The organism is Formosimonas limnophila (assembly GCF_014652675.1).
Classification (GTDB): Bacteria; Pseudomonadota; Gammaproteobacteria; order Burkholderiales; family Burkholderiaceae; genus Hydromonas; species Hydromonas limnophila.
Genome location: NZ_BMZG01000004.1, coordinates 136,342 through 148,596, shown reverse-complemented (window position 1 = coordinate 148,596; position 12,255 = coordinate 136,342). Strand labels below are relative to the sequence as shown.

General features: G+C 46.8%; 15 protein-coding genes. 1 reads left to right on the top strand and 14 read right to left on the bottom strand.

Going from position 1 to position 12,255, the window contains the following annotated elements; genetic code table 11:
• Positions 1-43: 43 nt before the first annotated feature.
• The 12 genes from IE082_RS04770 to rplM all read right to left on the bottom strand — a co-directional run bounded on the left by IE082_RS04770 (position 44) and on the right by rplM (position 9,848).
• The gene (locus tag IE082_RS04770; protein ID WP_189492339.1) at positions 44-634 is read right to left on the bottom strand and encodes a thermostable hemolysin; all 591 of its coding nucleotides are present in this window, start codon (positions 632-634) and stop codon (positions 44-46) included.
• 142 nt (positions 635-776) lie between these two features.
• Entirely contained in the window at positions 777-1,145 is a 369-nt protein-coding gene (locus tag IE082_RS04765; RefSeq protein WP_229809725.1) for a type I restriction-modification system subunit M, read from the bottom strand.
• A 430-nt stretch (positions 1,146-1,575) separates the two neighbouring features.
• Positions 1,576-2,088: a FixH family protein gene (locus tag IE082_RS04760; RefSeq protein ID WP_189492336.1), complete on the bottom strand. Its 513-nt coding sequence runs from the start codon at positions 2,086-2,088 to the stop codon at positions 1,576-1,578.
• Complete coding sequence (gene ccoG, locus IE082_RS04755) at positions 2,085-3,548, bottom strand: cytochrome c oxidase accessory protein CcoG (protein ID WP_308429003.1); 1,464 nt, start codon at positions 3,546-3,548, stop codon at positions 2,085-2,087. The genes IE082_RS04760 and ccoG overlap by 4 nt, the downstream gene beginning before the upstream one ends.
• A gap of 58 nt (positions 3,549-3,606) precedes the next feature.
• Positions 3,607-4,809 (bottom strand): cytochrome-c oxidase, cbb3-type subunit III, encoded by a 1,203-nt coding sequence (gene ccoP / locus IE082_RS04750; RefSeq protein WP_189492333.1) that lies wholly within the window; start codon positions 4,807-4,809, stop codon positions 3,607-3,609.
• Between the two features lie 50 nt (positions 4,810-4,859).
• Complete coding sequence (locus IE082_RS04745) at positions 4,860-5,057, bottom strand: CcoQ/FixQ family Cbb3-type cytochrome c oxidase assembly chaperone (protein ID WP_189492330.1); 198 nt, start codon at positions 5,055-5,057, stop codon at positions 4,860-4,862.
• Positions 5,058-5,066: 9 nt separating this feature from the next.
• Positions 5,067-5,681: a cytochrome-c oxidase, cbb3-type subunit II gene (ccoO, locus tag IE082_RS04740; protein WP_189492327.1), complete on the bottom strand. Its 615-nt coding sequence runs from the start codon at positions 5,679-5,681 to the stop codon at positions 5,067-5,069.
• 24 nt (positions 5,682-5,705) lie between these two features.
• On the bottom strand, positions 5,706-7,139 hold the full coding sequence (gene ccoN, locus IE082_RS04735) for a cytochrome-c oxidase, cbb3-type subunit I (protein ID WP_189492324.1): 1,434 nt from the start codon (positions 7,137-7,139) through the stop codon (positions 5,706-5,708).
• Between the two features lie 197 nt (positions 7,140-7,336).
• Positions 7,337-7,696, bottom strand: coding sequence for an iron-sulfur cluster insertion protein ErpA (gene erpA / locus IE082_RS04730; protein WP_189492321.1), 360 nt, complete (start codon positions 7,694-7,696; stop codon positions 7,337-7,339).
• Between the two features lie 96 nt (positions 7,697-7,792).
• Entirely contained in the window at positions 7,793-8,839 is a 1,047-nt protein-coding gene (gene argC, locus IE082_RS04725) for an N-acetyl-gamma-glutamyl-phosphate reductase (protein WP_189492318.1), read from the bottom strand.
• Positions 8,840-9,017: 178 nt separating this feature from the next.
• Complete coding sequence (gene rpsI, locus IE082_RS04720; RefSeq protein WP_114562369.1) at positions 9,018-9,410, bottom strand: 30S ribosomal protein S9; 393 nt, start codon at positions 9,408-9,410, stop codon at positions 9,018-9,020.
• 9 nt (positions 9,411-9,419) lie between these two features.
• The gene (rplM, locus tag IE082_RS04715; protein WP_189492315.1) at positions 9,420-9,848 is read right to left on the bottom strand and encodes a 50S ribosomal protein L13; all 429 of its coding nucleotides are present in this window, start codon (positions 9,846-9,848) and stop codon (positions 9,420-9,422) included.
• A 573-nt stretch (positions 9,849-10,421) separates the two neighbouring features.
• Here rplM and IE082_RS04710 point away from each other — a divergent pair.
• Entirely contained in the window at positions 10,422-10,871 is a 450-nt protein-coding gene (locus IE082_RS04710; protein ID WP_189492312.1) for an OsmC family protein, read from the top strand.
• 126 nt (positions 10,872-10,997) lie between these two features.
• Here the strand turns inward: IE082_RS04710 and IE082_RS04705 are convergent, their stop codons facing one another.
• Positions 10,998-11,309, bottom strand: coding sequence for a DUF167 domain-containing protein (locus IE082_RS04705; RefSeq protein WP_229809724.1), 312 nt, complete (start codon positions 11,307-11,309; stop codon positions 10,998-11,000).
• A 150-nt stretch (positions 11,310-11,459) separates the two neighbouring features.
• Complete coding sequence (locus IE082_RS04700) at positions 11,460-12,233, bottom strand: hypothetical protein (protein ID WP_189492309.1); 774 nt, start codon at positions 12,231-12,233, stop codon at positions 11,460-11,462.
• Positions 12,234-12,255: the final 22 nt, after the last annotated feature.

Below are 12,255 nucleotides of genomic sequence, written 5' to 3'. Positions count from 1 at the left end.
AAATATGAGGCATTCACATTGGTTCAAGCAGTTCAAAGACTGGTTAACCACAGTGTCGAATAAGCTCATTTTCATGCAGAACATCATACGCAGATGCGACATTCACATACAGCACGACAGGTTCATGACGATAATAATGCCCCCATTGCTCTGGCTGCTTGACTTGACTAATATCGGCACGCGCCAACTCACGGGTGGGAACACAGTATCTGTCTAAATGCGTTTTTAACACCCGAACAACCGTGAACACCATATAGTCAAAGTGATGCTCCTTACAATACTCAGTCATCATTCGGAATAGCGTTTTAATTTCTTTCGCGTCCTGCATCACCAACTGACCAACTTCTAAAATTTTTTTACGCTCCACCGCTGTTTTTTCATTTTCGGAAATACATTTCTCGATAGGTGCTGGTAAATACTGTTCGAGCAACAAAATCTCATCAGCGGAGCGTAAGCCGCACGTCGCGATCAGCCGACGGCCTGGTTGAGTGCCATTTTTAACAAAAACCTGAGCCAACATTGGCATAAAATCGGTGACTCGCGCACGATAGTAATGACGATAAGCCAATTGAATAACTTTTTTAAGTGCTAAAGCACTGTCTTCTTCTTGATAGTGTGTTTGGATATAGGGCATGATCCGCTCCATTTAAATGAATGGTCAAGATTTTTATCCACGCTCGAAAATTTGTTACACGAACAAAATAAAAATCTCATGGCATAAAAGACATGAGCAATTCTAAAACACCAACCTTAAATCCAAATGAAAACCAAAAAGTTTAATAGACTGTTGACCGTGCAACATGAGGCATCTCTATTTGATCTTTTACCATATTGCCAAGGCGGTTGCTGGTGGTGTCAAAATCAGCAAATAAGCCTTTGATGTCTTTTTCTGATGGGTAACTGTTGGCTGAGGCTTCGATTTCGGAGAAAATTTTGGCCAAGTCGGTATTGAGCGCTTCATTGGTGTGGGCATTTTTTGCGACATTGACAAATAGCTGGCTGGGATAGATGAAGTAACCTTTGGTTTTAATCGCATCGTCTTTAATCTCTGGCGTCATGACATCATCAGACAGCTCAGCATAATTGATGTCGTCGTCTGCCTCAATGTAACTGGCAAAGTGCTGACTGATAAAGCGGTAAAACAATGTACCCAGTACGTATTACTTAAAATCCCAGCCGTCAACAGCACCACGTACGTCGTTGGCGATTTTCCAGATTTGTCCTTGTAGTTCTTTTCGTTGCTCGATGCTTGTCATGGTGTTGCTGTTCCTAACTAAATTAAAGTTGATTTTTAATGGTTCAACTTATCAAGTCAAGATAGTTCAATAAGGCAGGACTACACTATTTAGCCTAGCCAAAATCTCTATAAAATGTGTCTTTTTTAAAAATGGGCTTGATCTCTATGTCACGCAAGCTAGACAATATTGGTCATTATGAAGTTGTCACGAATATAACGGCTTACAAACTATTTGATGCTATTATCACCAAGCAAAACAGTTCCGATTTAACGCTAAAAACCCGCATCATGAGTTTCAGCAAGTTTTAGGTTGATTTTGTTCTTTGCTTCAGGAGTATTCAAGTACCAGCCTTAAACACCAACGGCGCTTTGGGTTCACCACCCGTTTCGGATTGCAGTCGCCACTGCGTAGATTCAATATATAACTGCCAACGACCGATGCCCAGCGGCTCCGCGAGCTGACCATACCACAGGCCATCACCGCGCGGTAGGAGCACGATAGTTTGATCTTCTGTTTTTGAGGCGTAGTTTTGAGCGGATAGGTTCAAGGGCTGACCAGCGATGCCTGTCGCATCATTAGCAGACAGACGCAATTCAAGCTGTGTGCCTTTAACCGTTAGCTGCCCAATCAAGCCGATGTCGCGAGCATACTGATCACGGGTTAGGTCTTGGTTCACCGACAGCCCTTTTTTATAATAGTCTGTCGCCACGACGCCATCATCACTGACAATGGCAATAGACAGTGTCAAGAAAGAAGCCACCACGACAATGATGGGCAATGCGAAAACAAACCATGCCCAACGTGAGCGATACCATGGCTTGAAACTGGGGTCTTTTGCGTGTGCGTTCATTGTTGTTTGGGTAGAGAAAAAACAGTGTCAATCGAGAGCGGTTCATCCAACGCTTCTGGCGACTTCAGATGAAGCGAAATATTGTTGCTGCCCGATGTCGCTCCTGCTGCGCGCGCCTTAGCAGGATCAGTTTGTAGCTTAATCACAATCGTCTCGGTGGACAACGGAGCGAGCGTTAGTTTACCACCACCAGCGACATTGATGCTGTTCATGCCGTGTGCGGATAGCTCAATCTCGTGTGGTTTTTCATCAGCATTTGATAATTTGAGGCGATAGACGTTTTCCACTTGACCGCTTTCTAACAACCGCGCCACAGAGCGATTGTCTCGTTCAATGCTCATTTTCAGCGCACCACGCTGACTTAGGCTATAAGCCATGCCTATGACCATGGCAAGTAAGATGGCTGCGTAGATCAATACGCGCCCCCGCACCACGCGCTGCCAGAGTTGTTGACGCGTAAACTTATTCGCTACGCCGTTTTCGGTGTCATAGCGAATCAAACCGCGTGGGTAATTCATTTTGTCCATGATGTCATTGCAGCCATCAATACAAGCGCCACAACCGATACACTCCATCTGCAAGCCGTTGCGGATATCAATGCCTGTCGGACAAACGTCCACACATACGCCACAGTCAATACAATCACCTTTGCCCACACTGCGCGGGTCAATGCCTTTTTTACGCGCACCACGCGACTCGCCGCGCTGTTCATCATAAGTCACAATCAGGGTATCAGGATCAAACATGACACTCTGAAAACGTGCGTAGGGGCACATGTATTTGCAGACTTGCTCACGCATCCAGCCTGCAAACAAGTACATCATGAAACCATAAAAGAATATCCAAAAAATCTCGCCCGATGACAAAGAGCCGCTCAAGGTATTGCTCATTAACTCACGAATCGGCGTGAAGTAAGCAACCAGCGTGTAACCAGACCAGAGGGCAAACAGACCCCAAAGCAAATGCTTTGTGCCTTTCTTAAGAATTTTTGAGGCGGACAAAGGCGCTTTATCCAAACGCATTTGCGCGACACGGTCGCCCTCGATTTTTCGTTCAATCCACATAAAAATCTCGGTATATACCGTCTGCGGGCATGAGTAGCCACACCACAGCCGCCCAGCGATAGCGGTGAACAAAAACAAAGCCAGCGCGCAGATAATCAACAAACCAGCCATGTAAACAATGTCAGATGGCCAAAGCACTAAACCAAAAATATAGAACTTTCGCTCAGTCAAGTCGAATAAAACCGCTTGACGGTCATTCCACTGCAACCATGGCGTCAGATAAAAAACAATTTGCGTGAGCCAGACGAAAACCCAACGCCAATTATTGAACGGCCCCTTGACTGGTCGCATGTAGATTTTTTTGCGAGCGGCAAAAAGCGGCTGCGCTTGAGCTGCCTCAGGCGTGGCATTGCTAAACATTTCCACTTTGGCATAAAAAATAGAGGTGGTGTTCATAGTGTGATGATCCATGTAAATAAAGCGTTCTTGATGAACGCTTTATTTATTTTTTGATTTATTTTTTGAGTTCAGCGACAGGTGCAGGTTTTGCTGCGGCTTCCGCTGCGGCTTTCTCTGCCGCTAACTTCGCTTCCCTTGCCACTCGATCAGGTACAGAGTTTGCGCTACACTCGGGTTTGCCCGAGGCCTTAGCATCAGCCAAGTTCTTCGTCCAAGCTTGTTTGTCTGCCTCTAAAACCTTACTTAAGTAGTCTGGCGCAGATGTTGGATTTAGTACTTTATCGCCGTCACGATTTTTTTGCCACACATAAGCCGCCAAAACACGTACACGTGCAGGGCCTAAGAAACACTCCCACGAGGGCATGACGTTGTTTCGACCTTTGGTGATGGTTTCTGTGATGGTTTTGATATCACCACCGTATAGCCAAATTTTATCTGTTAAATTCGGTGCGCCAACGGCGTACTGTGCACCAGACACGTCAGTAATCGCACCTTTTGCATCAGGCATGTGACACGAAGCACATAACGTAAACTTCTCTTTACCACGAGCAGCTGCCACCACATCGTGAGGCGAATTGGACAGTGATTGCACATAGTTTGCGACGTCAACCACGGCAGCTGGGGTTTTCAGTGCATCTGCCTGAGAAGGCATCACACCATTACGCCCACCCAAAATACTCGCCTCGATGGCTTCAGGCCAGCCACCGTACAGCCAGTCACCATCAGTTAAGTTAGGGAAACCAACAGCACCTGTAGCAGCAGAGCCGTGGCACTGTGCACAATTATTGAGGAACAAGCGCTCACCAACAATCATTGCCTGTGGATCTTTGGCCAAATCAACAATCGGCGTGTTCAGATACTTGTCATACAACGGCGCAAGCTTAGCATCCTCCGTCTCAACTTCCTTTTTGTACTGATTGACCGCCGTCCAGCCTTGAGGATAGTCCTTGAGGAAACCACCAAGATTACCTTTGTACGAACCCAAGCCAGGATAAATTGCAAAAAACGCCAAAGCAAAGGCAATACAGATGAAAAACATGAACACCCACCAACGCGGCATTGGGTGGTTGTACTCTTGCAAATTATCGTCCCACACATGGGGTTTGAGCTCGTTTTGACCGGGCTTATTGGTTTTTGCCATCATCTGGCTGACCAAAATCACGAGGCAAAAAATTACGCCACCAAGCGCAATCGCAATAATCCAATAAGACCAGAACTCACTCTGAAAATCGCTTGTATTGTATGGTAACTCACTCATATAGCTTCCTTATTTATCGGCTGTGGTGTTTCTCAGCTGCCAACGAAATATTATTTTTTAACGCGCTGTTGCTCATTCAGCTCATCTATCTGAACAGGTGTGGTGTCGTCATCATCAAGCAACATCTCGGCTCGAGCTTGATATTTAGCAGTATTGTCTTTATTCAAAAACCAAACAATCCACGCAACGAAACAGATGAATGTCGCGACAGTCACGCCGATTCGAATCCAATCCAACCATGATTGCATGATATGCCCTTATTTTTTCAGAGCCAGACCAAGACCTTGCAAGTAAGCAATCACAGCGTCCATCTCTGTCTTACCTTCAACCTCTTTGGGTGCATTAGCAATCTCTTCTTCAGAGTATTTGTGCAAACCCACTTTATTCAATGCGCGCATATGGTCTTGTATCACAGCGCCATCCACCTTACCTTGCGCCAAAAACGCAAACGCAGGCATATTGGACTCAGGAACCACTGAGCGTGGGTTCATCAAGTGCTTGTAATGCCAATCGTCAGAGTTGCGACCACCTTGACGCGCTAAATCTGGACCCGTACGTTTAGAGCCCCATTGAAACGGGTGGTCATATACCGACTCACCCGCAACAGAGTAGTGACCGTAGCGAATTGTCTCCGCACGGAATGGGCGAACCATTTGCGAGTGACAGTTGTAGCAACCCTCGCGCACATAAACATCACGGCCAGCCAGTTGCAAAGCATTGTATGGTTTAACGCCTTCAATCGGTTTGGTCGTAGAGTCTTGAAAAAACAACGGCACAATCTCCGCCAAACCACCGAAAGAGACAGTAATTAAAGTCACAGCAATGAGCCAGCCAACTTTACGCTCTACTTTTTCTTGGGATAAAAAACTCATTATGCGTTCTCCGAAACTTCTTTTTTAGTAGTTGACGTGTTTATCAAGGGCAGGAATACGTGCATCCACTCGCTGACCAGCCATCGCTGTGCGTAAGACGTTGTATGCCATCAAAATCATGCCGGAGAGATACATCAAACCACCGAGCACACGAAGCATACGCAGTGGACGAACAGCTTCAACACCAGCAACGAATGAATTTTTCAGCGTACCATCAGCCTCAACATCGCGCCACATCACGCCTTCTGTTACACCCGAAACCCACATAGCAGTGATGTAGAGGACCACACCAATTGTTGCCACCCAGAAGTGCAAATTAATCAAACGCGTGCTGTACATCGTTTCACGATTGAATACACGCGGAATCAAATAGTACAAAGACCCGATGGAAATGAAACCAACCCAGCCCAACGCACCACTGTGAACGTGACCAACAGTCCAGTCAGTGTAGTGCGATAAAGCATTGACGGTTTTGATTGCCATCATAGGGCCTTCAAAAGTTGACATACCATAAAAGGACAGGGACACAATCAAAAACTTCAGAATCGGATCCGTGCGCAACTTGTCCCACGCACCAGACATGGTCATAACACCATTAATCATGCCGCCCCAGCTAGGAGCCAACAAAATAATCGAAAACGCCATACCCAAACCCTGAGTCCAGTCAGGTAAAGCGGTATAGTGCAGATGGTGAGGGCCTGCCCACATGTAGGTGAAAATCAACGCCCAAAAATGCACCACAGACAAACGATAAGAATAAATAGGGCGATTCGCTTGCTTGGGCACGTAGTAATACATCATGCCCAAAAAGCCGGCAGTCAAGAAAAAGCCCACGGCGTTATGGCCGTACCACCACTGAATCATCGCATCCTGAGCACCTGCATACGCAGAGTAAGACTTAAACAAACCAGCTGGAATCGCGGCACTGTTCACGATATGCAGCAAAGCCACGGTTAAGATGAAAGCGCCAAAAAACCAGTTAGCCACATAAACGTGAGAGACTTTGCGCTTGGCGATCGTGCCAAAGAACACCACGGCATACAGCACCCAAGTCACAGCCAGCAACAAATCAATTGGCCACTCAAGCTCGGCATACTCTTTGCCTTGGGTGAAGCCCATCGGCAAAGTCACAACCGCAGCCAAAAGCACCAGTTGATAACCTGCAAAAACCAACTCAGGCAACTTCCACTTTTCACCAAACAGGCGAACGTGCGAAGTACGCTGGACCACATGGAAAGATGTGGCCATCAAAGCGCAGCCACCAAAAGCAAAAATTACAGCATTGGTATGCAATGGACGCAAACGGCCAAAGTGGAACTGACCAAAGTTTAATTCAGGCCAAACCATTTGTGAGGCAATCAAAACACCCACGCCCATACCGATGATGCCCCAAACCACCGCCATGATGGCAAACCAGCGCACCACGCGGTAATTATAAGTTGCGGCTTGTGTTGACATAAAAACTCCAATATCGCTCAAAAATTCACTCGAGAAAAAGAACCCGAAACGCATATATTGTACCCGCTTTCGGCCGTAAAACCCAGCCCCTTGAAAGGGTTTTTGTACATTTTATGGGGGCTCATTCCCAACTGCTCACAAAAAAGCCGTGGCGACTGCCACGGCTTTTCCATAATTCACACTCAGCGCGTCATTTATCACACCGAAAAAGACGAACCACAACCGCAAGTGGTTGAAGCATTTGGATTTTTGATGACAAACTGCGCACCCTCCAAATCCTCTTTGTAGTCAATCTCCGCACCAACCAAATACTGATAACTCATAGAATCAACCAGCAATGTCACACCATTCTTATCAATAGCGGTGTCATCCTCATTAATAATCTCATCAAATGTGAAACCATACTGAAAACCCGAGCAACCTCCGCCTTGGACGAATACACGCAGCTTGAGATCAGGGTTGCCTTCTTCAGCAATTAGCTCTTTGACCTTATCTGCCGCACTGTCGGTAAAAACAAATGGGCCTTGGGTTAAATTCACTTCGGTCACTGCGTTCATGGTCTTTTCCTTTTCTCAAATGCGCCTATCAAGTGATGGCGCGAAAACATGGCTCATTATAGCGCAACTCAGATGTTCGCACCGAACACTGATTGATTAAGGCACAAGCCCAACCCCCAACAATCCCGCCGTTTCCTCCAAACCAAACATGATGTTCATGTTTTGCACAGCCTGCCCAGCAGCACCTTTGACCAAATTATCTTGAACCACCAGCACAATGACGACATCGCCATTTCGGTGCAAAGCCATGCGCAGCATGTTTGAGCCTCGCACCGAACGAGTTTCTGGATGACTCCCCCAAGGCATGACATCCACAAACGGCTCCTTGACGTAAGTGCTCTCGAATACTTTTTGCAACTCATCGTTACTCATTGCCACCGCCTCCGGCAAAAGCGTCGCATATAAAGTCGAGTGCATGCCACGAATCATCGGCGTGAGATGCGGCGTGAAAATCAAATTCACCTTTTGCGCCGTCATTTTGGTCAATTGCTCCAATGTCTCAGGCGTGTGGCGATGGCCGCTCACACCATAGGCCTTAAAAGTGTCGCCCGCTTCGCAAAACAGTGTACCCACCTCAGCCTTACGACCAGCACCAGATACACCTGACTTACAATCAGCAATCAACGCATTAGCACTCACCAAATTGTTTTTCAACAAGGGATAAAACCCCAGCTGCATCGTGGTTGGGTAACAGCCAGGATTGCCCACCAGCCGCGCAGATTTGATATGTTCGCGATTGAGCTCCGACAACCCATAAACCGCCTGCTTCAAAGCATCTGGCGTGCTGTGCGCAAGCTTGTACCACTTCTCAAACACCTCGGTGTCTTGCAAGCGAAAATCAGCGCCCAAATCAATCACCTTCACACCTTTATCCAACAAAGCGGGCGCTTGCGCCATGGCCACACCATGCGGCGTCGCAAAAAATACGGCATCACACGCCTCCAAAATTCCGCTAGCAGGGTCAGAAAACTTTAAATCCACCACACCACGCAAGCTCGGGAACATATTCGACACAGGCACGCCGTTCTCACTGCGCGAAGTGATGGCACGCAGCTGCACATCGGGATGGCGCGCCAATAAACGCAACAATTCCACCCCCGTGTAACCCGTACCGCCAACAATACCAACCTTGATTTTGCTCATAAAAAAACCTCATATTTAAGGTGAAGGAATATCAAAAAAGCCGCATTAAGCCGTCTATTTTAGACTCTCATCATCAAACTCTATTATTACCCACAACCAAAAAAACAAATCAGAAACCAGCAACAAAAAAACCACCCAAAGGTGGTTTTTTTGTTTTGTTGAACTGCAAAACAAAATATTAACGTTTTGAAAACTGTTTGCGACGACGCGCTTTGCGGAAACCGACTTTTTTACGCTCGACTTCACGAGCATCGCGAGTGACGAGACCAGCTTGTGACAAGCCTGATTTCAAGCTCGCATCATAGTCAATCAAAGCACGGGTAATACCGTGACGTACCGCACCCGCTTGACCTGATTCACCACCACCGCAAACGTTGACCATAATGTCAAATTTTTCAGTGGTTTGAGTCAATTCGAGCGGTTGACGGATGATCATCAGACCTGTTTCACGCGCAAAGTATTCGTTCGCTGGCTTACCGTTGACAACGATTTTGCCTGAACCTGCTTTTAAGAATACACGAGCCACCGCACTTTTACGACGACCTGTACCGTAGTTGTAGTTACCGTTCATCATTATTCCTTAAATGTCCAACACTTGAGGTTGTTGAGCTGTGTGTGGGTGCTCAGCGCCCGCATACACTTTGAGTTTTTTGATCATTGCGTAGCCCAAAGGACCTTTTGGCAACATGCCTTTAACGGCTTTTTCCAACGCACGACCCGGAAAACGCTCTTGCATTTTACGGAAATTGGTTTCATAGATACCACCTGGGTAACCTGAATGGCGGTAGTATTTTTTGTCTTCAAATTTCGCGCCTGTGACACGCAATTTGTCGGCATTAACGACGACGATAAAATCACCAGTGTCTACGTGTGGCGTAAACTCAGGTTTATGCTTACCGCGCAAACGAAGTGCAACTTCACTGGCTACACGACCCAACACTTTATCTGTGGCATCCACGACATACCAGTCGTGTTGCACTTCGTGTTGTTTTGCTGAAAAAGTTTTCATTACTTATTCCTACAATGTTCTTAAAAAACCATTTAACGACCGACTCCCCCGCTTATATCCCGCGATGCGGACTCTCCCGACTCGACGCCTTTATGGGCTAGCCGAGCATTATCAACGTTTAAACCTTATAAGTCAAGGATTTAGAAAAACATGTGGATAAAAGCGTACAAAAAAATCCCAAGCAATTAAGCTTGGGATAGAAATCCACCAAAAGGAGGGTGGAGGAGACAAGTTTCAGGCCAACACAGAGAACTAGATCATCTGCTGTACCAATAGCTCCCATTATACTGATTTTATTGTGCAACGCAAGATAAAAAAGTACGATCATTCATAGAAGGCTTGCCAAAAGCCATAAAATAAAATTTTTTCTTGTTTTTTGACAACAACTAAAATATAAATCATATTTTTATTGTTTTTTTAGAAAAAAACACAAACCATTTGTTGCAAAAACACATCAATATACCTCACCCATCCCTCAATCACCTCAGCCAAAAAGTCGCCCTGTCACCCTTATGTCTGCAAAATGCTCACATTCCGATATAATAAGCAACTAAATAATCACTGGAGTCAAAAATGGAATGCACAGTACGCTGGGTCGGCCCCACAGCAGGAATGTCCTTTTTAGGTGAGTCAGGCAGCAACCACGCCGTGTTGATGGACGGCGCACCAGAAGCAGGCGGACGAAATCTTGGGCCTCGTCCGATGGAAATGGTCCTCATCGGCACAGGCGGGTGCAGTGCATTTGATGTGGTGATGATTTTGCAAAAGTCCCGTCAACAGGTCACCGACTGTGTGGTCAAGTTATCGGCCACGCGTGCTGAAACAGACCCGAAAGTATTTACCAACATTCACTTTCACTTTGTCATCAGCGGTCATCAGCTGACAGAAGCCGCCGTTGAACGTGCGGTCAAACTATCTCACGAAAAATATTGCTCTGCCAGCATCATGCTCGCAAAAACAGCCAGCATGACACATAGCCTTGAAATCATTGAAGTGGGTGAACCTCAAAATCTCGTTACATGAGAGATGAGAGGGAGGCGATAACGGACGACTTAGTTTTTCAGCCGAACAAACTCAATAGACAATATAAGCTCTCCGTCATCGAATCACACTCACCCCCAAAAGCGCAATACCGCCATGTGCTGATGATTATATCCGTGCACCTAAAAATAGCGCCACCTCAGCAGCTAATACGCCGCGCACACGCACCAGCTTCACTCGGTTTGTTAAACCTTTCTCCACCAACACATCCCTCAACGCGCAACCAAACTGAGCAGCCAACCACTGACAAAGGGCCGCATTCGCTTTACCGTCAAGGGGCGGCTCTGACAAGCGAACCTTCACACGATCACCGTATAAACCCGCCCAAGACGTTTGCTTTGCGCCTGGCTGAACATGCAAAGCCAGCAAAACATCAGTACCGTCTTGTTTAATATAAGTAGGCAATATATTGGAGTTCAAGCAAGCACGCCTTTAAAAGTCAACAAGGAAAATAGTGTTGTCACGAACGCTGCATTCACAATGAGTGTCCGGCCTCCTTCTACTAAAAAGCCTTCCGCAAGAGAACTTGGGAAGGCTTTTTTACAACACCGCTTCTAAAACGTGGGGAGATTACGGACGCGGTGCAATCGGAAACGGCCAAATGGCTGCTGGCTTAGCTGCTGGCGGCTCCACCACTGGCTTAGCAACGGGTGCTGGTTTCGCTGGAGCTTTCGCTGCTGGTTTCTTAGCAACCACTTTTGCTGCTGGTTTCGCTACGGGCTTAGCAGCCGCTTTGGCCACCGGCTTTTTAGCAACCACTTTTGCTGTTGGTTTTGCCACTGCTTTTTTCGCTACGGGCTTAGCAGCCGCTTTGGCTACCGGCTTTTTAGCAACCACTTTTGCTGTTGGTTTTGCCACTGCTTTTTTCGCTACGGGCTTAGCAGCCGCTTTGGCTACCGGCTTTTTAGCAACCACTTTTGCTGTTGGTTTTGCCACTGCTTTTTTCGCTACGGGCTTAGCAGCCGCTTCTTTGGCTACCGGCTTTTTAGCAACCACTTTTGCTGTTGGTTTTGCCACTGATTTTTTAGCAACCACTTTTGCCACTGGCTTTGCCGCTGCTTTCTTCGCTACTGGCTTAGCAGCCGCTTTGGCCACTGACTTTTTAGCAACTACTTTTGCCACTGGCTTTTTAGCAACCACTTTTGCCACTGGCTTTGCCGCTGCTTTCTTCGCTACTGGCTTAGCAGCCGCTTTGGCCACTGGCTTTTTAGCAACAGTTTTTGCCGCTGGTTTTGCAACTACTTTTTTCGCTGCTGGCTTGGCCGCAGCTTTCTTAACGGCGGGTTTTGCTACCGCTTTAGCGACAGTTGTCTTCTTTTTAGCTTGGCTTGTTTTAGTGGCCATAGACCGCTCCTTTTTCCTTTGA